The organism is Mycobacterium sp. NGS35 (genome assembly GCF_059812855.1).
The window spans coordinates 105,122-127,347 of the sequence record NZ_JCALDL010000012.1 but is presented as its reverse complement, the minus strand read 5'-3'; the positions used below and the strand labels follow the sequence as shown (position 1 = coordinate 127,347).

18 protein-coding genes and 1 tRNA gene are annotated in these 22,226 nt (G+C 67.1%); 7 read left to right on the top strand and 12 right to left on the bottom strand.

Annotation, left to right across the window (positions count from 1 at the left end; genetic code table 11):
* Positions 1-23: 23 nt before the first annotated feature.
* Positions 24-809 carry a rhomboid-like protein gene (locus AC5Y4C_RS18230; protein ID WP_499910065.1) on the bottom strand — a complete coding sequence of 262 codons (786 nt, stop codon included), beginning with the start codon at positions 807-809 and terminating at the stop codon, positions 24-26.
* 8 nt (positions 810-817) lie between these two features.
* The gene (locus AC5Y4C_RS18225) at positions 818-1,741 is read right to left on the bottom strand and encodes an adenylate/guanylate cyclase domain-containing protein (RefSeq protein ID WP_499910063.1); all 924 of its coding nucleotides are present in this window, start codon (positions 1,739-1,741) and stop codon (positions 818-820) included.
* 210 nt (positions 1,742-1,951) lie between these two features.
* Here AC5Y4C_RS18225 and AC5Y4C_RS18220 point away from each other — a divergent pair, with 210 nt between their 5' ends.
* Positions 1,952-2,974 (top strand): oxygenase MpaB family protein, encoded by a 1,023-nt coding sequence (locus AC5Y4C_RS18220; protein WP_499910139.1) that lies wholly within the window; start codon positions 1,952-1,954, stop codon positions 2,972-2,974.
* Here the strand turns inward: AC5Y4C_RS18220 and AC5Y4C_RS18215 are convergent.
* From AC5Y4C_RS18215 to infC, 4 genes are all read right to left on the bottom strand, one after another.
* Positions 2,971-3,768: a TrmH family RNA methyltransferase gene (locus AC5Y4C_RS18215; protein ID WP_499964100.1), complete on the bottom strand. Its 798-nt coding sequence runs from the start codon at positions 3,766-3,768 to the stop codon at positions 2,971-2,973. The two genes, AC5Y4C_RS18220 and AC5Y4C_RS18215, sit on opposite strands and share 4 nt — an antisense overlap.
* Positions 3,765-4,157: a 50S ribosomal protein L20 gene (gene rplT / locus AC5Y4C_RS18210; protein WP_499964011.1), complete on the bottom strand. Its 393-nt coding sequence runs from the start codon at positions 4,155-4,157 to the stop codon at positions 3,765-3,767. Before rplT ends, AC5Y4C_RS18215 begins: the two co-directional genes overlap by 4 nt.
* 88 nt (positions 4,158-4,245) lie before the next feature.
* Positions 4,246-4,440, bottom strand: a complete 195-nt coding sequence (rpmI, locus tag AC5Y4C_RS18205; protein ID WP_499910059.1) for a 50S ribosomal protein L35 — start codon at positions 4,438-4,440, stop codon at positions 4,246-4,248.
* Positions 4,441-4,446: 6 nt separating this feature from the next.
* On the bottom strand, positions 4,447-5,040 hold the full coding sequence (gene infC, locus AC5Y4C_RS18200; RefSeq protein ID WP_499910135.1) for a translation initiation factor IF-3: 594 nt from the start codon (positions 5,038-5,040) through the stop codon (positions 4,447-4,449).
* Between the two features lie 359 nt (positions 5,041-5,399).
* Between infC and lysX the strand changes: the two genes are divergently transcribed.
* The 3 genes from lysX (at position 5,400) to AC5Y4C_RS18185 (ending at position 10,449) form a co-directional block, all read left to right on the top strand.
* Positions 5,400-8,696, top strand: coding sequence for a bifunctional lysylphosphatidylglycerol synthetase/lysine--tRNA ligase LysX (lysX, locus tag AC5Y4C_RS18195; RefSeq protein ID WP_499964013.1), 3,297 nt, complete (start codon positions 5,400-5,402; stop codon positions 8,694-8,696).
* Between the two features lie 110 nt (positions 8,697-8,806).
* The gene (locus AC5Y4C_RS18190) at positions 8,807-10,180 is read left to right on the top strand and encodes an alpha/beta hydrolase (RefSeq protein WP_499964102.1); all 1,374 of its coding nucleotides are present in this window, start codon (positions 8,807-8,809) and stop codon (positions 10,178-10,180) included.
* Positions 10,181-10,200: 20 nt separating this feature from the next.
* Entirely contained in the window at positions 10,201-10,449 is a 249-nt protein-coding gene (locus tag AC5Y4C_RS18185) for a PspA/IM30 family protein (protein ID WP_499948977.1), read from the top strand.
* Between the two features lie 220 nt (positions 10,450-10,669).
* On the opposite strand, the gene AC5Y4C_RS18180 is transcribed toward AC5Y4C_RS18185, so the two are convergent.
* The gene (locus tag AC5Y4C_RS18180) at positions 10,670-11,425 is read right to left on the bottom strand and encodes an SDR family oxidoreductase (protein WP_499964104.1); all 756 of its coding nucleotides are present in this window, start codon (positions 11,423-11,425) and stop codon (positions 10,670-10,672) included.
* Positions 11,426-11,526: 101 nt separating this feature from the next.
* Positions 11,527-14,412 carry an excinuclease ABC subunit UvrA gene (gene uvrA, locus AC5Y4C_RS18175; protein WP_499964015.1) on the bottom strand — a complete coding sequence of 962 codons (2,886 nt, stop codon included), beginning with the start codon at positions 14,410-14,412 and terminating at the stop codon, positions 11,527-11,529.
* Positions 14,413-14,597: 185 nt separating this feature from the next.
* Between uvrA and AC5Y4C_RS18170 the strand changes: the two genes are divergently transcribed.
* Positions 14,598-15,269, top strand: a complete 672-nt coding sequence (locus AC5Y4C_RS18170; RefSeq protein WP_499948972.1) for an MBL fold metallo-hydrolase — start codon at positions 14,598-14,600, stop codon at positions 15,267-15,269.
* Positions 15,270-15,321: 52 nt separating this feature from the next.
* The gene (lnt, locus tag AC5Y4C_RS18165; protein WP_499964017.1) at positions 15,322-16,809 is read left to right on the top strand and encodes an apolipoprotein N-acyltransferase; all 1,488 of its coding nucleotides are present in this window, start codon (positions 15,322-15,324) and stop codon (positions 16,807-16,809) included.
* Here the strand turns inward: lnt and AC5Y4C_RS18160 are convergent.
* Entirely contained in the window at positions 16,797-17,240 is a 444-nt protein-coding gene (locus AC5Y4C_RS18160) for a universal stress protein (protein ID WP_499910046.1), read from the bottom strand. The two genes, lnt and AC5Y4C_RS18160, sit on opposite strands and share 13 nt — an antisense overlap.
* A 400-nt stretch (positions 17,241-17,640) precedes the next feature.
* Here AC5Y4C_RS18160 and AC5Y4C_RS18155 point away from each other — a divergent pair, with 400 nt between their 5' ends.
* Positions 17,641-18,300 carry a UdgX family uracil-DNA binding protein gene (locus AC5Y4C_RS18155; RefSeq protein WP_499948968.1) on the top strand — a complete coding sequence of 220 codons (660 nt, stop codon included), beginning with the start codon at positions 17,641-17,643 and terminating at the stop codon, positions 18,298-18,300.
* A 44-nt stretch (positions 18,301-18,344) separates the two neighbouring features.
* On the opposite strand, the gene AC5Y4C_RS18150 is transcribed toward AC5Y4C_RS18155, so the two are convergent.
* The 3 genes from AC5Y4C_RS18150 to uvrB all read right to left on the bottom strand — a co-directional run bounded on the left by AC5Y4C_RS18150 (position 18,345) and on the right by uvrB (position 22,197).
* Positions 18,345-18,415, bottom strand: a tRNA-Cys gene (locus AC5Y4C_RS18150).
* A 94-nt stretch (positions 18,416-18,509) separates the two neighbouring features.
* Entirely contained in the window at positions 18,510-19,910 is a 1,401-nt protein-coding gene (locus tag AC5Y4C_RS18145; RefSeq protein ID WP_499964019.1) for an MFS transporter, read from the bottom strand.
* A 118-nt stretch (positions 19,911-20,028) separates the two neighbouring features.
* Positions 20,029-22,197, bottom strand: a complete 2,169-nt coding sequence (gene uvrB, locus AC5Y4C_RS18140; RefSeq protein ID WP_499948961.1) for an excinuclease ABC subunit UvrB — start codon at positions 22,195-22,197, stop codon at positions 20,029-20,031.
* Positions 22,198-22,226 lie beyond the last annotated feature (29 nt).

The following is a 22,226-nucleotide window of genomic DNA, read 5'->3' as shown; positions in this document are numbered from 1 at the left end:
CGCGACCTCGACGCTTGGTGCTGCTACGTCGACGCAGCGGCCAGTTCGGGCGTGGCACGACGGGCGCGCCACCGGCTTGCGACCCAGTGCGCGGTGAATCCGCCTACGACCCCGACGATGGGCGCGAGCACCAGCGACAGCCCGGTGTTCACCAGAACCAGATAGCCGAATGCGGCGCCCATGCCGAACAGCGCCACCCGTACCCGGGTCCAGCGGGTGACGGTGCCGAATCGCAGCGACAGCACAATGCCGACCAGCAGCGCTACGAAGTGGCCGCCGTCGGTGAAGTCGGCGTTGGCGCACACCGCCAACAGCCCCACCGACACCCACCAGCCGATCCAGGCCGGCCGCCAGCGTGACGGAATCGCCGCGGTGAGCGCACCCAATATCGCGACGGCGCCGTAGCTGATCCCGACGTCCGGGTCGTGCGCGACGGACATCGGCAGCCAGCCCAGCTTGACGGCCGCGGCCAACCCTGCCGCGACAATCAGCGTCGCCCCCACATGTCCTGCGGCGAAGGTGACCAGCACCCGCCCGCTGCGCCACAGCAGCTCCGCCAACGCCAGCAGGCTGACCAGCCCCGGCAACCACACCCAAATGGGTCCTGTCTCGGTGACGAACGCGCTGCCGATCAGGGTGCCGAGCCGAAAGTGGGCGAGATTGTGCAGATTCGTGCTCATGTGCGCAATCACGTGGTGCTGTGCTGCGGGACCGAGCATCACGAGCGTGACGGCAACCACCAGCAGGGCAGCCGCATAACCAAGCGTGACCCGCAGGCGAAACAATGTGGACAGCGTTCGCGTGACCATCGACTCCACTATTCCTGGGCGCGACCGTGTTTCGGCGTATCGGCGGCTGCGAGGTCTCTGCGAGTTTCCAGCCGATACATGGTGATGTCCGGAGGTACCCCGCTGAGCCGGTGGGCAAACATGGGCCGGCGCAGACGCTTGGCGTAGACGCCGAGTTGGTCGAGCTGCTCGGGTGTCAACCGCTCCAGCGTGGCACCCGACACCAGCACACCGCCCTTGCCTGCGCATTCCATCACGCGGGCCGCGATGTTCACGTCGACGCCCAGCCAGTCCGAGCCGATCCGTTGCGGTCGGCCCGTGTGGATGCCCACCCGCATCACAGGCGAGTAGCCCTCTACCTCAACGTTTTTCAGCGCCTCGGTGGCGACGCTGATCGCGGCGATGGCGGTGACCGGGTCGGGGAACACGGCCATGATGCCGTCGCCCATCCGCTTGACCACCTGACCGCCGACTTCCAGCAGCGGCGGTTCCACGACCTGCGCCACTTGTCGCAGCAGCTTGAGCGTGGCGTCGTCACCCGCCTTCAAGGCCCATCGCGAGAACCCGACCAAGTCGGTGAACACCAGCGTCACTTCGTCCTGCGTGGGCTTGCGGGTGATGCGTTCACTGAGCGCCTGCCACACCTGCAACGCGCCGAGACTGAGTTCGCGGGTCACCGCGTCGCGATCGCCCAGCAGCCGATCCGTGGCACGCGCTGCTGCGGCCGGTCCGCCGATCCCGCTCGCCGACAGCCGATCGCCGAAGTGCGGATCGCCCGGCAGGGCTTTACGGGCACGACGGATAGCGGCGATGACCCCGGGTTTGTGATTGGTGTTCGTCAGCCACGCCGCTGCTCCGCCCCGTTTGGGTGGCGATTGCTCCGGCCGGTCATCGGGTGACCCGTCAACTTCCCCGAGGCCGCCGGTTGCGTCGCCGGACGGCTCGACTTGCACATTCGCCAGCGTAGAGGCCGGTTCTGACCGCTAGCAATGTCAGCTCTGCCTCACTGCCGCCGTCGCCGGGGTAAATAGGCTGGTCACAGCGGTGCGGCGGGGCGATTGCCCGCAGATAACACACCACTGCAGGCTGGTAGACAACGTGTGTTGTCAACATTATTCTCGGGACAATGGCAGTTCTCAGGAGGAAGCGTGCGCGCGCCATCCATCACCGGTTCGTCCCCGAACTCCGACGTCGATCCGCTCGGACCCGATTCGCTGACGTGGAAATACTTCGGTGACCTGCGTACCGGAATGATGGGCGTGTGGATCGGCGCCCTGCAGACCATGTACCCGGAGCTCGGTGCGGGCGTCGAGGAGCACTCGATCGTGTTGCGCGAACCGCTGCAGCGGGTGGCCCGGTCGGTGTACCCGATCATGGGCGTGGTTTACGACGGAGACCGGGCGCGCCAGACCGGCGAGCAGGTCCGCAGTTACCACAAGACCATCAAGGGCGTCGATGCCGAGGGCCGTCGCTATCACGCGCTGAACCCGGAAACGTTCTACTGGGCGCACGCCACGTTTTTCATGCTGGTGCTCAAGACGGCCGAATACTTCTGCGGTGGGCTGACCGAGGCCGAGAAGCGTCAGCTGTTCGACGAGCACGTGCGGTGGTACCGCATGTACGGCATGAGCATGCGCCCCGTGCCCAAGACCTGGGAAGAATTCCAGCAGTACTGGGACCGGGTGTGCCGCGAGGAACTGGAGATGAACCAGGCGGCGCGCGACATCTTCGACATCCGCATCCCCAAGCCGAAATTCGTGCTGCTGCCCACGCCCGTGTGGGATCAGATGTTCAAACCTCTGATCGCCGGGCAACGCTGGATCGCGGCTGGGCTGTTCGACCCGGCGGTGCGCGAGAAGGCGGGCATGCGCTGGACCCCTGGCGACGAGATCCTGCTGCGGCTCTTCGGCAAGGCCGTCGAAGCACTGTTCGTGGTGGTACCCGAGGAGATCCGGCTGCATCCGCGAGCCGTGGCGGCCTACAAGCGTGCGGCAGGCAAATTGCCCGCAGACGCGCCGCTGGTGGAGGCGCCGGCCTTCATGGGGCCGCCCCGCGACCGGCGTGGCCTGCCGATGCACTACGTCCCCCGCCGTAAGACGATCGTCGAGCGTGCCGGGTCGCTGGTGCACAGCACGTTCTCACTGGCTGGGCTGCGGCCTGCGCGAGGGCGAAGCCGGGCTGCTTAGCGGCGGTGCAGCCGCTGCACCCGCGCCGTCATATACAGGCAAATTGCCGCTGCCGCTGCGACATTGAGGCTTTCGGCACCGCCGGACATCGGGATCCGCACGCGCCGGTCGGCACGTTCTGCGATGTGCGGCGCCAACCCGTGTGCTTCGGATCCGAACACCCACGCTGTCGGCGCTGCCAGCGCCGTCTCCGCCTCGTCGAGGGTGACCTCGCCGTCGAGCGTCGTCGCGAACACCTGCAGGGCCGCTTCGTGCAACGCGTCGATCACCGCGGCGGGATCCGGCTCCACGACTACCGGGATCGTGAACACGCTGCCTGCGGAAGCCCGCAGGCACTTCGCGTTGTATGGATCGACGCTGTGGCCCGACAGGACCACCGCGGCGGCGCCCAATGCGTCCGCGAGCCGGACCAGCGTGCCGGCATTGCCCGGTTCAGAGATCCCGACGGCGACGACGACCCGCGGCGGCTGCTCGGAAAGGACGTCGGACAGCGACACCGCCCGAGGCTCGCACACCGCCACGAGACCTACCGGAGTCACAGTGTCGGACAGTGCCTTTGCGGCGCGCTCGGACACCAGATGGACTGGCACGTCGGCAGTGTCGAGCAGAGCGAGGAACCGCGATGCGGCGGCCTCGGTGACGAACAACTCGCGCGCCGTCCCCTGACGCAGCGCCGCCGCGACGAGGTTGGGCCCTTCGGCGAGGAACCGCCCGGCCCGCTGACGGGCGACGTGGCGGTGCAACTTCGCCGCGGCGGTCACCCGCGACGAGCGTTCAGTGAGGACCGGCCTCAGGCGGCCTCGCCGGACGTCGGAGCGTTGACATCGTCAGGCAGCGCGGCTTTCGCGACGGCGACCAGCGCGGTGAACGCCGCCGGATCGCTCACCGCGATCTCGGCCAGGTTCTTGCGGTCGACCTCCACGCCGGCCGTCTTGAGGCCTTGGATGAACCGGTTGTAGGTGATGTCGTTGGCGCGGGCGGCCGCGTTGATCCGGGAGATCCACAGCTTGCGGAACTCGCCCTTGCGCGCCCGACGGTCGCGGTAGGCGTAGTTCAGCGAACGCAGCTGCTGCTCTTTGGCTTTCCGGTACAGCCGAGACCGCTGGCCGCGGTAGCCCTTGGAGGCTTTGAGAATGGTGCGCCGCTTCTTGTGGGCGTTGACCGCCCGCTTCACGCGTGCCATGGCTTGTTGTTCCTATCTCGTTCGTGTCAGAGGAATCAGAGGAAATGGTCGTTCGGGCCGACGTCGCTCCCTGTCGGGTGCGGATTGCTCAGCCGTTCAACAACTTCCGAATCCGACCGGCGTCGTTGGTGGACACCGTGACGCGGCCTTCAAGCCGTCGGGTCCGCGTCGTGGGCTTGTGCTCGAAGAGGTGACGACGGTTGGCCCGCTGACGCACGATCTTGCCGGTTCCGGTGCGCCGGAAGCGTTTTGACGCTCCGCTGTGGGTCTTGGCCTTGGGCATTTGTCCTCAGTTCTGTGAAGTTTCGGTGGTGTCTGGCTGGCCATTCGGCTGACCGCTGGCCTGTTGCGCCGCGCGCGCCCGAGTCTTCGCACCGCGGTGCGGCGCCAACACCATCGTCATGTTGCGGCCATCCTGTTTGGCCGAGGTCTCGACGAAGCCGTAGTCGGCGACGTCTGCGCCCAGCCGCTGCAACAGCCGGTAGCCCAGCTCGGGGCGGGACTGTTCGCGACCGCGGAACATGATCGTCACCTTGACCTTCGAGCCGGCTTCCAGGAAGCGGATGACGTGACCTTTCTTGGTCTCGTAGTCATGCGGGTCGATCTTGGGACGCAGCTTCTGCTCTTTGACGACGGTTTGCTGCTGGTTTTTGCGAGACTCGCGCGCCTTCTGGGCCGTCTCGTATTTGAACTTGCCGTAGTCCATGATCTTGCAGACCGGCGGCTTGGCGTCGGGGGCTACTTCGACAAGGTCGAGATCGGCATCCGCGGCGACGCGGAGTGCGTCTTCGATGCGCACGATCCCTACCTGCTCGCCGCCGGGTCCTATCAGACGGACTTCTGGAACTCGAATGCGCTCGTTGACGCGGGTCTCAGTGGTGATGTGGCCTCCCTGGGTCGTACATATTGTGTCCTTGCGACGGGGTTCGTGAACGCGGATTCAGAAGACAGCAGTCGAGGCCTCGCCGTCAGCAAAAGGGCCCCGTCTGATGCGGGGCCCGATACCGACCGATCGCGGCGTGACGCCGCCCGCGCGAAACGCGGAACACACCCTTTCGGGCGGGTGACCGGACCGTTGAGCCGGTGTGGCCAACGGTGGGAGCGGGACTCCACTTGCTGTCCCTGAGAGCGCTCAGGAACGGTCGCGCATGCAGTCTAGCAGCCATGACCTGATCTATCTCAGCCGACTAACAGCCGCGAGTTCCCCCGTATTCCCCCGCTGAGCGAATATCCTCGCCGCTGATGACCCTCACGACGACGCGGCCGTCTTCCCGACTCTCCTGGATGCCTGCCATCGCGGGCTGGGTGGTGGGCGTCATCGCCACGTTGTCGTTGTTGGCGAGCCTGTCGCCGCTGGTGCGCTGGGCGATCCGGGTACCGCGCGAATTCATCGACGACTACGTCTTCAACTTCCCCGACACCAGCTTCGCCTGGTCGTTCGTGCTTGCACTGCTGGCCGCCGCGCTGGCCGCCCGCAAACGGATCGCGTGGTGGCTTCTGGTGCTCAACCTGGTGTTCGCGGCGGGATGGAACGTGGGCGACATCGTGTCCGGCGATGAGAACCGCTTCGAGATAACCGGCGAGCTCGTCGGCTTGGGGCTGCACCTCGCCGCGATCGCGGCGCTGGTGCTCTCGTACCGGGAGTTCTACGCGCGGGTGCGCCGCGGCGCGGTATGGAAGGCCGCGGGTGTGCTGGTAGCCGGGATGGTGATCGGCACCCTGCTCGCGTGGGGGTTGCTCGAGGCGTTCCCCGGCACGGTGCCAGCCGATCAGCGGCTGGCGTACGCGCTGAACCGGGTGAGTGTGTTCGCGATCGCGGACCCGGACTTCTTCACCGGTCACCCGCACGTCGTGCTCAACACGCTGTTCGGCTTGTTCGGCGCCGTCGCGCTGATGGCAGCCGCCATCGTGCTGTTTCAGTCGCAGCGCGCCGACAACGCGCTCACCGGAGAGGACGAGTCGGCCATCCGCGGCTTGCTGGAGGTGTACGGCAAGAACGATTCGCTGGGCTACTTCGCCACCCGCCGCGACAAGGCGGTGGTGTTCGCCGAGAATGGGCGCGCCGCGATCACCTATCGCGTCGAGGTGGGCGTGTGCTTGGCCAGCGGCGACCCGGTCGGCGATCCACGGGCCTGGTCGGCGGCCATCGACGCGTGGCTGCAGCTGTGCCAGCGGTACGGGTGGGCACCGGGCGTCATGGGCGCCAGCTCCGAAGGCGCCGAGGCGTTCCGGGCGGCCGGGCTCAATGCGCTGCAGCTCGGCGACGAGGCGATTCTCTACCCCGACAGCTTCCGGCTGTCGGGCCCCAGCATGCGCGCGGTCCGGCAGGCTGTGACCCGAGCCCGTCGCGCGGGGCTGACTGTGCGCATCCGCCGGCATCGTGACATCTCCGCCGACGAGATGGCGAAAGTGATTGCGCGAGCAGATGATTGGCGCGACACCGAAACCGAACGCGGCTTCTCCATGGCGCTGGGCCGCCTGGGCGACAGCGCCGACGGCGACTGCCTGCTCGTCGAGGCGGTCAATGCCGACGGTGACGTGGTGGCCATGTTGTCGCTGGTGCCGTGGGGCAGCACCGGGGTGTCGCTCGATCTGATGCGCCGTTCTCCGCAATCCCCGAACGGGACCATCGAATTGATGGTCAGCGAACTCAACATGCAAGCCGAGCGATTCGGAATCACCCGGATCTCGCTGAACTTCGCGATGTTCCGGTCTGCCTTCGAGGAGGGCGCGCGACTTGGCGCCGGCCCCGTCGCCCGGCTGTGGCGGGCCCTGCTGGTGTTCTTCTCGCGGTGGTGGCAGCTGGAAACGCTGTACCGGTCCAACATGAAATACCAACCGCACTGGGTGCCCCGCTACGCGTGCTATGAGGACGCGCGGCTCATCCCCCGCGTCGGCGTGGCGTCGGTGATCGCGGAAGGCTTTCTGGTGCTGCCGTTTTCGCGCCGCAATCGGCAGCACACCGGCCAGCACACGCACGCACCCACTCAGGTGGTGGCCACCGGCGCGCTGCACCATGACGGCACCGCGCCTGACGTCGCCGCCCTGCCTGAGGCCGTCGTCGCGGATGTGCCCGCCCGGGTGCCGGAGCAGGTCAGGGTGCGGATGGGCAAGTTGGCCGCACTCCAACGCGACGGCGTGGACCCGTATCCCGTCGGCCGGCCGCCCAGCCACACGATCGCACAGGCGCTCGACGAAGCCGACGACGACGAGACCGTAAGCGTGGCCGGGCGGGTGTTGCGGGTCCGCGACTACGGCGGTGTGCTGTTCGCCGACCTGCGCGACTGGTCCGCCGATGTCCAACTGCTGCTCGACAATTCGCAGCTCGACGGCGGCTCGACCGCAGACTTCACCGCGGCGATCGACTTGGGCGACCTGGTAGAGGTCACCGGGACCATGGGCTACAGCAAGAACGGCACCCGCTCCCTGCTGGTCAGCCGATGGCGACTGACCGGCAAGTGTCTTCGCCCCCTGCCGGACAAGTGGAAAGGCCTCACCGACCCCGAGGCGCGGGTGCGCGCCCGGTACGTGGATCTCGCGATCAACCGCGAGGCGAGGGATCTCATCGCCGCGCGCAGCCACGTGCTGCGTGCGATCCGGGAGACGTTGACCGCCAAGGGCTTTGTGGAAGTCGAGACGCCGATCCTGCAGCAGATTCACGGCGGTGCGAACGCTCGGCCGTTTCTCACCCATATCAATGCCTACGACCTCGACCTGTATCTGCGCATCGCGCCGGAGTTGTATCTCAAGCGGCTGTGCGTGGGCGGCGTGGAGCGGGTGTTCGAGTTGGGGCGGGCGTTCCGCAACGAGGGCGTCGACTTCAGCCACAATCCGGAGTTCACCCTGCTGGAGGCATACCAGGCGCACGCCGACTACATGAGCTGGGTCGACGGTTGCCGTGAACTGATTCAGAACGCCGCGGTGGCGGCCAACCGCGAGTGCGTGGTGATGCGCCCACGCGATGACGGCACATTGGTCCCCGTCGACATCTCGGGACCGTGGCAGGTCAAGACGGTGCACTCTGCGGTGTCGGAGGTGCTGGGCGAGCAGATCGACGTCGACACCGACCTGGGCACGCTGCGGCGGCTGTGCGACCGCGCCGATGTCCCATACCTGACACATTGGGACGCCGGCGCCGTGGTGCTCGAGCTCTACGAGCGGCTCGTCGAGGAGCGCACCGAAGAACCGACGTTCTACAAGGACTTCCCGATCTCGGTGTCGCCGTTGACCCGTCCGCACCGCAGCACGGCCGGGCTGGCTGAGCGCTGGGATCTGGTCGCCTGGGGCGTCGAACTCGGCACGGCCTACAGCGAGTTGACCGATCCGGTCGAGCAGCGCCGCCGTCTGCTGGAGCAGTCACTGCTGGCGGCCGGCGGGGACCCGGAGGCGATGGAACTCGACGAGGACTTCCTTCAAGCCATGGAGTACGCGATGCCGCCGACCGGTGGGCTCGGCATGGGGGTGGACCGAGTTGTCATGACGATCACCGGCCGAAGCATCCGCGAAACCCTGCCCTTCCCGCTGGCCAAGCCCCGTTAGGGCGTTCACAGCGTTCGCCCAGCTTGGCGGGCCACGATGATGCCGTGCCGTCCACATCTGAGTTGGTGCTCGCGGATGCATCATGGCCCTTTCACCAGCGCATCTCGCTGATGCACGGCTGGGTGCCGGCGCTGGTGCAAGCCGTCGCAATCACGGTGCTGCTACTGGCGATCGGATGGCGCTCACGGCGGTGGCGGGCCGTGTGGCTGCCGACGGCGGTTCTGCTGGGCGTTGCGACGGCCGCCGCTGCCCGGTGGTACATCAACTGCGAGGGCCTGGCCGGAGATCCCGCGCCGCGGTCGCTGTCGATATGGATCGGCTTGAGCGGCCTGGCGCTCGGCGTGCTCGTGCTGGGTTGGCGGCGGGTCCGCTGGTGGCGCCGCGGCGCGGCGATGACGGCCGTGCCGTTGTGCGCGCTGAGCGCGGCGCTGGCGCTGAACCAGTGGGTCGGCTACTTCCCCACCGTGCAGACGGCATGGAATCAGATGACGGCGGGGCCGCTGCCCGACCAGACCGACTCCGCGACCGTCGCCGCCATGCAGCGCACCGGAATAATGCCGGCCAAAGGCACCGTCGTCCCGGTCGACATCAGCGACGCCGCCTCGAAGTTCAAGCATCGCGGTGAACTGGTGTACCTGCCCCCCGCGTGGTACGCGACCAATCCTCCCCCGCGACTGCCGACCGTCATGATGATCGGCGGCGAGTTCAACACGCCCGCTGACTGGTTGCGGGCAGGCAATGCGATCAAGACCATCGACGACTTCGCTGCCGCGCACGGCGGCTACGCACCGGTGTTCGTGTTCGTCGACTCCGGCGGCGCGTTCAACAACGACACCGAGTGCGTCAACGGCCCGCGTGGCAACGCCGCCGATCACCTCACCAAAGACGTTGTGCCTTTTATGATTTCGAATTTCGGCGTCAGCTCCAGCCGGGCCAACTGGGGCGTCGTCGGCTGGTCCATGGGTGGCACCTGCGCAGTGGATCTGACTGTGATGCACCCGGATATGTTCAAAGCATTCGAGGACATCGCGGGTGACCTCAGCCCCAACTCCGGCAACAAGGCGCAGACGATCGCGCGGCTGTTCGGCGGGAACGCCGACGCGTGGGCCGCCTTCGATCCGTCCACGGTGATGACCAGGCATGGCAGATACGCCGACGTGGCGGGCTGGTTCGAGGTGCACGGCGGTCAGCAGGCCCGGCCGCATGCGACGCCAGCCGCCAACAGTGCACCGACGAGTTCACCCGGCGAGCAGGCGATTGCCGCGGATACCTTGTGCGCACTGGGCCAAGCGCATGGCATCGACTGCGCGGTGGTGACCCAGGCGGGCAAACACGATTGGCCCTTTGCCGCAATGGCATTCGCATCCGCGCTGCCGTGGCTGGCGGCTCAGATCGGCACGCCGGGTGTACCGCACGTCGGTTTCCCGTCACCGACCACCACACCGCCGGCGCCCGGCCGTCAGTATCAGGCAGCAGGGCGATAAGCCGGGAGTACCGTGTCGGCATGCCCGACGAAGAAACTCCGACTGATTCCGGTTACAGCGAGTCGGGACTGCCGACGTTCGACTCGGTGCGCGAGAAAATCGAGACCCGCTACGGCACGGCGTTAGGCGCGGCTGAACTCGACGCGGAAAGCCCCGAAGGGCGCTCGGTCGAGCAACAGTACGAAGAGCGGCAACAGGCTGCCGCGGACCGACTCGCGGAGATCCGCAAGTCCATGCAGTCCGGGGACCGCACCAGCGACGACGGGTAGCCGGTGCGCACCTTCACCTTCGACGAGCGGCGCAGCGCTACCGGAGTTGTCCGGAACATACGAACCTGCTCCCGGAAAACCGTGGGGCGGCCAAACACAGCTTGTCTCAAGGGTTTTCACGGTCCTCTGGGCGGACCGATGTTCGTGTTGCCGGATGACGTGGACGACGAGGCCGGCGCCGCCGCGCGGAACTGACCCCTGCCGACGACGAAACCGTCTGTTACAGCAGCGCTTCGGCGGGGCGGGTCGGCGCGCCTCTGGCGATCACGGTGGGCATCGAGGTGGCAGCGTCGGTGCGCAAAATCGTGTGCACCACTTCGATCAGGTCCTCGACGGGCATCAGCTGGCCGGGCATGTAGCCGCGTGCCATCCAGATCGGGTAGGCCTTCATGGCCAGCTCGGAATCCCAGCCGATGCTCATCCCGGTCTGGCCGTCGCCGTCGCCGCCGGCGCACTCGCCGACGATCAGGCAGGTGAACCCGATCTCCGGGTGCTCGCCACGCCACGCGTCGACCAAGCTCTGCAACGCGGCCTTGCTGACCCCGTATGCGCCGAGGCCGGGCCACGGCGGGGTGAGCGTGCCCGCGTCGGACGACAGGTAGACCACCTTGCCCGCGGACGCCTTGAGGTGCGGCACCGCGGCCGCCGTGGCCAGCGCCGCCCCGGTGACGTTGGTGTCGAACACCCGCCGCCAAGTCTTCGCCGAGGTGTCGACGAGACGCACGAGCGGGCCGACAGCCGGCGTGTAGATGAGATTGTCGAGGCCGCCCAGCGCTTCGACGGCGCCGTTGACGGCCGAGCGAATGGAATCCTCGTCGGTGACGTCGCATTCCATCGCGACGGCTTGCGGTCCCGCTTCCTTAGCCGCAGCGTCGAGCCGTTCACGACGCCGGGCCAGCAGCGCCACTTGGTGGCCGCGCTGGGCGAGTCCGACGCCGATACACCGCCCCAGGCCGCTCGACGCGCCGATCACCACTGTCCTCGACATGATCTCCTCGTTGAAATCGACGAACCTTTACACCTTTGGCCAGAAACGTATCGCTTTCCGGCGCCGCCCGCATCAAGTGTCGGCAAACTCTAGGCGCTGACCCGGCCGCGCCGCCGCCGAAGTCCCAGCATGTCCGCGAGGAATTGCCCGGTGTAGCTTTCCGCCACCACCGCGACGTCTTCAGGTGTGCCCTGGGCGACCACGGTGCCGCCGGCGGCGCCTCCTTCGGGGCCCATGTCGACGATCCAGTCCGAAGTCTTGATCACGTCGAGGTTGTGCTCGATCACGATGACCGTATTGCCTTTGTCGACGAGGCCGTTGATGACCGCCAGCAGCTTGCGGATGTCTTCGAAGTGCAGGCCGGTGGTGGGCTCGTCGAGGATGTAGACCGTGCGGCCGGTAGAACGCTTCTGCAATTCCGCGGCCAGCTTCACCCGCTGCGCTTCACCACCGGACAGCGTGGGGGCCGGCTGCCCCAGGCGCACGTAACCCAATCCCACGTCGACCAGCGTCTGCAGGTACCGGTGGATCGAGGTGATCGGCTCGAAGAATTCGGCGGCCTCCTCGATCGACATGTCGAGCACTTCGGCGATCGTCTTACCCTTGTAGTGCACCTCCAGAGTTTCCCGGTTGTACCGGGCTCCGTGACAGACCTCGCAGGGCACATAGACGTCCGGCAGGAAGTTCATCTCGATCTTGATGGTGCCGTCACCCGTGCACGCCTCGCAGCGGCCGCCCTTGACGTTGAACGAGAACCGCCCCGGCTGATAGCCGCGCACCTTGGCCTCAGTGGTGGCCGCGAACAGGGTGCGGATCTTGTCGAACACGCCGGTGTAGGTGGCCGGGTTGGACCGCGGGGTGCGCCCGATCGGTGACTGGTCGACGCGGACCAGCTTGTCGACGTGGTCGAGGCCGGTGACCCGGGTGTGCCGGCCCGGCACTTGTCGCGCACCGTTGAGCTTGTTGGCCAGCACCGCCGCGAGGATGTCGTTGACCAAGGTCGACTTCCCCGAGCCGGACACACCAGTCACCGACGTCAGAACTCCGAGTGGGAACGACACGTCGATGCCGCGCAGGTTGTGCTCCCGGGCGCCGACGACGGTCAGCTGCCGGCGGCGATCCACCGGCCGCCGCATGGCCGGCACGTCGATGCTCTGCTTGCCGGACAGGTATGCGCCAGTGAGCGACTCCTTGTTGCGAAGCAGCTCGTCATACGTGCCACTGTGCACGATCCGCCCGCCGTGCTCGCCCGCCGCCGGACCGATGTCGACCACCCAATCGGCGTGGGCGATGGTGTCCAAGTCGTGTTCGACGGCGATCAGCGTGTTGCCCAGATCCCGCAGCCTCAGCAGGGTCTCGATCAGTCTGCGGTTGTCGCGCTGGTGCAGGCCGATCGACGGCTCGTCGAGCACGTACAGCACGCCGACCAAGCCGGAGCCGATCTGCGTGGCGAGCCGGATCCGTTGCGCCTCACCGCCGGACAGTGTCGCCGCCGCCCGCGACAGCGACAGGTAGTCCAGACCCACGTCGAGCAAGAACCCGAGCCGCGATTGGATCTCCTTGAGAACCTGCCCGGCGATCGCCTGCTCGCGCGGGCCGAGCGTCAACGAGTTGAGGAAGGCGGCGCAGTCGGAGATCGAGAGCTCGGCGACCTCGGCGATGGACTTCGCGCCGTGCTCCCCCGCGGTCAGCGTGACCGCGAGGATTTCCGGCTTCAGCCGGGTGCCCTGGCATTCCGGGCACGGCACGTCGCGCATGAAGCCCTCGTACCGCTCCTTCATGGTTTCGGAGTCGGTCTGCTCCATCTTGCGCTGCAAGAACGCCATGACGCCTTCGAAGTCCGCGTAATACGACCGGGTACGCCCGTACCGGTTGCGGTAGCGGACGTGCACCTGCTCGTCGCAGCCTTCGAGAATCGCCCTGCGCGCCTTGGCCGGGAGCTTGCGCCACGGCGTGTCGACATCGAAACCCATCTGCTCACCCAGGCTGGCCAGCATCCGGGTGAAGTACTCGGCGGTGTGGCCGTTGGACCACGGCGCCACCGCGCCTTCGGCCAGCGTCAGATCCGGGTCGGGCACAACCAGCTCGGGGTCGACCTCCTTGCGGATGCCCAGGCCGGTGCACTCCGGGCAGGCACCATACGGCGAGTTGAACGAAAACGACCGCGGCTCGAGGTCGTCGACGGCCAGCGGATGACCGTTGGGGCAGGCCAGCTTCTCGGAGAAGCGCTGCTCGCGGTGCGGATGGTCGTGTTCGTGGTCGACGAACTCCAGCACGACGATGCCGTCGGCGAGTTGCAGCGCCGTCTCCACTGAATCGGTGAGGCGCTGCTTGGCTGACGGCTTGACGGTCAGTCGGTCGACCACCACCTCGATGTCATGCTTCTCCTGCTTCTTCAGCTTGGGCGGGTCCGTGAGCGAATGCACGACGCCGTCCACGCGGACGCGGCTGTAGCCTTGCGCGTTCAGCTTCTCGAACAGGTCGGCGAACTCGCCCTTGCGGGTGCGGACCACCGGAGCCAAGACCAAGAAGCGCGCGCCTTCCGGCATGGCGAGCACCTGGTCGACGATCTGTTGCGGCGTCTGGCGGGCGATCCGTTCACCGCAGACCGGACAGTGCGGGGTGCCGGCGCGGGCGTACAGCAACCGCAGGTAGTCGTAGACCTCGGTGATGGTGCCGACGGTGGAGCGCGGGTTGCGGTTGGTGGACTTCTGGTCGATCGAGACCGCCGGTGACAAGCCCTCGATGAAGTCGACGTCCGGCTTGTCCATCTGGCCGAGGAACTGGCGGGCATACGCGGACAACGACTCGACGTATCGGCGCTGACCCTCGGCGAAGATCGTGTCGAATGCCAGCGACGACTTGCCGGACCCGGACAGGCCGGTGAAGACGATCAGCGCGTCGCGCGGCAGGTCAAGGTCGACGCTTCGCAAATTGTGCTCACGCGCACCCTTGACGATCAGGCGGTCAGCCACCCGGTTCCTTCCAATAGACGCGATCCCTGCCCATGCTATGTGGGTCCACCGACAGACACGCCGGGGCTGTCAGTCGGCTTGCCCCGCGAGTGTGAATCCTCTGCGCGCTCACCGGCGTGTCGTCGCACTGCGTTTCACGTTCGGGTGCACTCGGCGTGTTCTCGCGCCGGCGCTAACGTGACGTCATGACTGCCGTCACGGACAACTACACCGGCCACGTCGAGCCCGGGACCGCCGCGCGCCGCACGCTTCCCGGCGCCACGGTCATCAAGGCCTCAGTGGGTCCCATGGACAACAACGCGTACCTGATCACATGTTCCGAGACCGGCGAGACGCTGTTGATCGACGCCGCCAACGACGCCGACGACCTGATCGCGCTGATCCGCGAGCATGCGCCGAAGCTTTCGCTGATCGTCACCAGCCATCAGCACTTCGACCACTGGCAGGCGTTGCAGGCCGTGGCCGACGCCACCGGTGCCCCGACGGCCGCCCACGAGGTCGACGCCGAAGGGCTGCCCGTGAAACCGGATCGCCTGCTGCACGACGGGGACAAGATCAACGTCGGCAAGCTGACGTTCGACGTGATCCACCTGCGTGGGCACACGCCGGGCTCCGTGGCGCTGGCGCTCGACGGCGCCGGTGATGCCACACAGCTGTTCACAGGTGACTGCCTGTTCCCGGGCGGTGTCGGAAAGACCTGGCAGCCGGGCGATTTCGAGCAGTTGCTGTCCGACGTCACTACAAAAGTGTTCGAGGTCTATCCCGATTCCACGGTGGTCTACCCGGGCCACGGCGACGACACGACGCTGGGCGCTGAAAGACCGCATCTTCCGGAATGGCGAGAACGCGGGTGGTGACCGGTCAGCGGTGACCCGAAACGGGGGTGGGCGACGGTCTGCCCTGCGGGTCGTGCGGCACACGGACGCCGCGCGCGGCGGCGCGCTTGCCCTTCTTCTCGGTGCGTTGGCGGCCCTCGCCTTCCCTGCGCCTTCATGGTGGTGGCTGGCCTGGTTCGGTGTGGTTCCGCTGCTGCTCGTGGTGCGTGCCGCACCGACCGGCTGGCAGGGCGGCATCCGCGGCTGGTGCGGCGCCGGCGGTTTCGTGCTGGCCAGCCAGCACTGGCTGCTTCCGAGCGCCGGACCGCTGCTGCTCGGCATTGCAATGCTGCTCGGAATCTTGTGGGTGCCGTGGGGCTGGGCCGCGCAGCGGCTGCTGAGGTCACCGCTGACAACCGCCAGGTTGCTTGCCGCAGTGCTTGTTCTACCGAGCGCATGGGTGATCGCCGAGGCGGCGCGATCCTGGCAGAGTCTGGGCGGTCCTTGGGCTTTGCTTGGTGCGTCGCAGTGGAATCAGCCGGCCAGTATGGCTTCGGCTTCGGTGGGCGGAGTGTGGCTCACGAGTTTTCTCGTCGCCGCCTGCAACACCGCCCTCGTCGGAGTCGTGTCGCCGGGCGTGTGCCGGCGGCGCCTCGCGGGGGCGGGCGTCGCGCTGCTCTGCGTGGTTGTCGGCCCGACGTGGTTCCTGCTGCAATCCGATCCCGCACCCAGCCGGACGGTGCGTGTCGCACTGGTTCAAGCAGGCGACATCGACGACTCCGCCGCACGTGAGAAGGCCGGTGAGGCAATTACCGCGACGCTCACTGGCCAGCGATTGGACCTGGTGGTCTGGGGTGAGAGCAGCGTCGGCGTCGACCTCGCCACGCATCCGGACGTCGCGGCACGCCTGGCCGCGTTATCGCGGCGGATCGGGTCGTTGCTCCTCGTCAACGTCGACGCGCCCGCACCGGCAGGCGGTATCTCGAAGTCATCGGTGCTGGTCGGACCCCTCGGCCCGCAAGGCTCGTACCGCAAGACGCGGCTGGTCCCATTCGGCGAGTATGTTCCCCTGCGGCCTGTGTTGGGCCCGCTCACCCGCCACACCAAGGCCGCCACCGAGGACCGTCGCCGCGGCAGCGGACCCGTCGTGCTGCACGCCGACGCGCTCGCTGTCGCTCCGTTGATCAGCTATGAAGCGACCTTCTCCGACATGCCACGGCGCGCCGTCGAGCTTGGCGCCGACCTGCTGGCGTATCAAAGCTCCACGTCGACGTTTCAGGGCAGTTGGGCGCAGCCGCAACTCGCCAGCCAGCCTGCGGTCCACGCCGTCGAAGTGGGACGGCCGGCGCTGCATGCCGGGTTGTCCGGCCAAAGCTCGGCGTTCGACGCTCAGGGACGCGAACTCGCCTGGTGTCCACCGCGCTTTCGCGGCGCCGTCGTCGTCGACGTTCCGCTCACCTCTGCAACCACACCGTATCAGCGATTCGGCAATTGGGTTGTGCCGCTTGCCATTTCACTCTTCGCGGCGGCGGCCCTTCAGGCAGGCGTCGGCTGGGTGCGGCGCCGGACTCAGGTGGTGTGAACGATCAGCACGTCGGTCTTGGCTTTACGCGAAACGTTGGCCGGCACCGAGCCGAGGAGCCGACCTGTGATGGTGCTCAGCCCGACGTTGCCAACGACCAGCAGATCGGCATTGACTTCTTCGGCGAGCTCTACGAGCGCGTCCACGGGGGCACCAACGACGGGCCGCTCTTCCACGTCCTTCGCCCCAGCCGCCGACGCCCGCTCGTGAGCCTCCTTGAGGATCGCGTAGATCGGAGCCGCACCCGTGGTCTTGTAGCTTTCGTTCTTCAGCAGATCGGCCGCTCGCGGGTCATCCTGCTGCGGGAAGTACGCGCTTGCGACATAAACCTTGGCGCCCGATTGAGCGGCAATGGCGCCGGCCCGGTCTACCGCACGCAGTGATGAATCCGAGCCGTCGGTTCCGACCACGATGGTCCGATAGGCGCTCATTTACCCTCCCAGTCGTCGGTTGCTACACCAACCCATGACCTTAGCCGGTTGGCCAGTGACAACGTGAGCGATTGACCACACCCCGGTCCTTCGGAGGTGTCAATTTCAGCTGCTCACCGGCCGAAACGGTGACTGCAAGCGGGCCCAGGTGAGATTGCCGACACGCGTGCCGCCGGACGAACGAGCTCACGATACTGGCCGCAGTAGGTCTGCGCTCGCTCAATTCGCCTGTGTGTCAGCGCGATTCGTCGGCACCCCTCGCCTTACTACGGCGGTTGGTCCGGCGGTGGCCGCGATCGCGTTGAAGTGCAGGGGTATTCGACACCTCCGGTCCTTCTGACACAGTGGTTCACTTCGCGCGTGTGCCCCGATTGCGCCCGATACGCTCGACGAAGGGGTGATGCAGATGGCCGTAGTGGGCGCGCAGGAATTCGTGCCGCAGACTCGAGACCTGGCGGACCTTGCCGCCGCCGCCCAAGGATGCCGCGGCTGTGACCTCTACCTTAATGCCGAGCAGGCGGTGTTCGGCGCCGGTTCGCCGTCCGCTCAGGTCATGCTCGTCGGTGAGCAGCCCGGCGACCAGGAGGACCGCGCGGGCCTGCCGTTCGTCGGGCCCGCGGGCAAGCTGCTCGACAAAGCGTTGATCGCTGCTGGCATCGACCGCCAGCGCGTGTACGTCACCAACGCCGTCAAGCACTTCAAATTCACCCAGGCCGAGCGGGGCAAGCGGCGTATCCACAAGACGCCCAGCCGCACAGAAGTGGTCGCGTGCCGCCCATGGCTGATCGCCGAGATGACAGCTGTGCGGCCTGACCTGGTGGTGTTGCTGGGCGCCACAGCCGCAAAAGCTCTGCTAGGCAATGACTTCCGGTTGACAGCCCACCGCAGTGAGGCGCTACGCCTGCCCACAGATGACACCGCCATCCAGCTGGACCTCGATCCGCAGGTGGTCGCGACGGTGCACCCGTCGTCGGTGCTGCGCGGACCCCCCGAAGATCGTGACAAGGCGTTCGACGCGCTGGTCGCCGACCTTCGGTTCGCGGCGGCCCTGCTGTCCTGAGCTCAACGGCGAAACGGTGCCGTCGGGCGAACCGAGGCATTGCGAGCGAGTGGCGGGATTCGAACCCGCGTAAACGGCTTTGCAGGCCGGTGCCTAGCCACTCAGCCACACCCGCAACGCGACGTGACGATGCCAGCCAACCCGGCACCTTTCCAGCGTTTCCCTCACACTGATTCAGATGTGCGGGCGTAAGCGGTGTTCGCCTAGCCCTAGTCCAGCCGGCCGGCACATGACCTGTACGACGCCAGCACACCGACCACCACCAGCACCGCAAAGACACCGAAAAGCCAACGCGCAGTCGCAACTTCGCCGCCTGTCGCGGTGTTGACCACTACCCCGGCAAGGCCCGCTCCGAAGGCGCCGGAAATCAACTGCACGGTGTTGATCGCGGCCGCGGCCGCACCGCCGTCGACCGGGTCGTCCACCGCGCCCATGATCCACGCCGACAGGTGAGGCCACGCGATGCCGACGCCTGTGCCCGTGAGGAACAGCGCCGCGACCCAGACGGCCAGCCGCGGCCAGGCGGGCTCGTCGTCGACACAACATGCCGCGAGCGCAAGGCCTGTGGCCATGACGACCGGCGCTAGCGCCACCATGCGCACGACAGCCCGTGTCCGGTTCACCGACGCGCTGGCGATCTCGGAGAAGGTCCAGCCGATCGCCAGGACCGCACCGAGGAATCCGGCGACCACCGGCGCCATGCCGGCAAGGTGCTGCCCGAACAGCGGCACATACATGTCGACCATCGTCGCCGCCATCAGCACGCCGACACTGACGTACATCCACTTCAACGGTCCGGGACCAAATGCGGCGCGCGGCAGCACCGCCGCTCGCCCCCTGCTGTCGACAACCAGGAAGGCGGCGACCAGAGCGACACCCAGCCCGAGCAGTCCCGCAGTGGCGGCAATGTTGTGCGGCACACCGGCAAGGCTGATCGCCAGCGCCGCCGCACCAAGCATCAGCAGCGACCACACCGGCATCCGCGCGAGCTCCGCCGGCGCCGGTGCGCTTCGCTCCTGAGCCGGCAGGGCGCCCGGCACCAGCGCCGCCATTGCGACCGTCGCGATCGCCAACGCGCCGAACGCCCAACGCCAGACACCGAATTGGGCGAACACCCCGCCCATCGCAGGACCGACGACCACGCTGACCCCCCACATGGCCGATACCAGCGCCGACGCGCGGGTCCACAGGTGCTGCGGCAGGGCGGCGTTGATCACGGCGTACCCGAGGCCGGCCAGAATTCCGCCGGCCGCGCCCTGCGCGCTGCGCGCGACGAGCAACAGTTCCATGCTCGGGGCGACTGCGCACCCCACGGTGCCAACGGCGAAGAGCACGAGGGTCAGCAGGTATGACATCCGCGGCCCGCACCGCATGAGCAGCGGGTTGACCGCCGTCGCCGCCATCACCGAGCCGACCAGATACACCGTGACCACCCACGCGTAGAACCGCTGGCCGCCGATGTCGGCGACCGTGCTGGGCAGCAGGCTGATCGTGAGGAACTCGTTGGTCGCATACAGGGCCACGCCGCCGGCCAGCAGCGCAGACGTCCGGAATCGCTCCCGGCCCAGCAGCTGCCGCCACGTACCCGTTGCGACGGTCACTTCGCTCACTCGAGCCACGCTAAGGCCTCAACCGCGGTTCAGATCAAGCAGTGCCATGGCGGCCACCGAGCGTGACGTTTCGCAGGCAGTCACTCGAGGTTCTTCTGCGAAACGTTGCTGTCGGTGCCTATTTCAGCCCGGCGGCGTCCATCCCCCGCAGTTCCTTCTTCAGGTCTGCGATCTCGTCGCGGATCCGGGCCGCCAGCTCGAACTGGAGGTCACGCGCTGCGGCCATCATCTGCGCGGTGAGGTCTTTGATGAGATCGGCTAGCTCGGCGCGCGGCATGTTCGACGTGTCGCGGCCCTCGACGATCCCGGCGCTGACGGCGCGTCCCGGCTCGCCTTGCGCTCTGCGGCCTCGCGACACGGCCCGGCCGGAGCCGATCTCCACGGTGTCGGTGTCGTCGGCCTCGCGGTACACCTGGTCGAGGATGTCGGCGATCTTCTTGCGCAGGGGCTTTGGGTCGATGCCGTGTTCCTTGTTGTAGGCGATTTGCTTGGCCCGGCGCCGTTCGGTCTCGTCGATGGCTTCCTTCATCGACTCGGTGATGTTGTCGGCGTACATATGGACTTCGCCGGACACGTTGCGAGCGGCGCGGCCGATGGTCTGGATCAGGCTTCGGGTCGATCGCAGGAAGCCTTCCTTGTCGGCGTCGAGGATCGACACCAGTGACACTTCCGGCAGGTCGAGGCCTTCGCGCAGCAGGTTGATGCCGACGAGCACGTCGTACTCCCCCAGCCGCAGCTGCCGAAGCAACTCCACGCGGCGCAGGGTGTCGACCTCCGAGTGCAGGTAGCGAACGCGAATCCCCATCTCGAGCAGGTAGTCGGTGAGGTCTTCGGCCATCTTCTTGGTCAACGTCGTCACCAGAACCCGCTCGTCGGCGTCGGCACGCTTGCGAATTTCGCCGATCAGGTCGTCGATCTGGCCCTTGGTGGGCTTGACCACCACCTTGGGGTCGACCAGCCCGGTCGGGCGGATCACCTGCTCGACGAATTCGCCGCCTGTCTGGCTGAGTTCGTATGGGCCCGGCGTCGCCGACAGGTAGACCGTCTGCCCGATCCGCTCGGCGAACTCCTCCCAGGTGAGGGGTCGGTTGTCGATAGCGGACGGCAACCGGAACCCGTACTCGACGAGGTTGCGTTTACGCGAGATGTCGCCCTCGTACATCCCGCCGATTTGCGGAACAGTGACATGCGACTCGTCGATGACCAGCAGGAAGTCCTCGGGGAAGTAGTCGAGCAGCGTGGCCGGCGCCGAACCGGGTGGCCGGCCGTCGATGTGCCGCGAGTAGTTCTCGATACCCGAGCAAAAGCCGACCTGCCGCATCATTTCGATGTCGTAGTTGGTACGCATCCGCAGCCGCTGTGCTTCCAGCAGCTTGCCCTGGCGTTCGAGTTCGGCCAGCCGCTCCGCCAGCTCCTCCTCGATGGTCGAGATCGCCTGCGCCATCCGTTCCGGGCCGGCCACGTAGTGCGTGGCGGGGAAGATCCGCAGCGAATCGACCTGTCGGATCACGTCGCCGGTGAGCGGGTGCAGGTAGTACAGCGCTTCGACCTCGTCGCCGAAGAACTCGATGCGCACAGCGAGCTCCTCATACGACGGAATGATTTCGACGGTGTCGCCGCGCACCCGGAACGAACCGCGGGTGAAGGCCAGGTCGTTGCGGGTGTACTGGACGTCGACCAGCAGCCGCAGCAGCGCGTCGCGCGGAACCTCCATGCCGACCTGCACCTCGACGGACCGGTCGAGGTAGGACTGCGGGGTGCCGAGGCCGTAGATGCAAGAGACCGACGCCACGACGACGACGTCCCGCCGCGACAGCAGACTGGAGGTGGCCGAGTGCCGCAGCCGCTCGACGTCGTCGTTGATCGAGCTGTCTTTTTCGATGTAGGTGTCGGTCTGCGCGATGTACGCCTCAGGCTGGTAGTAGTCGTAGTACGACACGAAGTACTCGACGGCGTTGTGCGGCAACATCTCTCGCAGCTCGTTGGCCATCTGAGCAGCCAGCGTCTTGTTCGGTTCCATCACCAGGGTGGGCCGTTGCAAGCGTTCGATCAGCCACGCGGTGGTAGCTGACTTCCCGGTGCCCGTCGCCCCGAGCAGCACCACGTCACGCTCGCCGGCCTTGATCCGGCGTTCGAGCTCGTCGATCGCTGCGGGCTGGTCTCCTGCCGGCTCATACGGACTGACCACCTCGAAGCGACGGCCGGTGCGCACCAGCCCCTTGACGGCCTCTGCGGCTGGGCGGTACTCCGAGTGGGCAAGCACAGGGTGCTCGGTCGCGAATGCCATGCAGTCTCCCCTTCACGCGGCACTCAGCC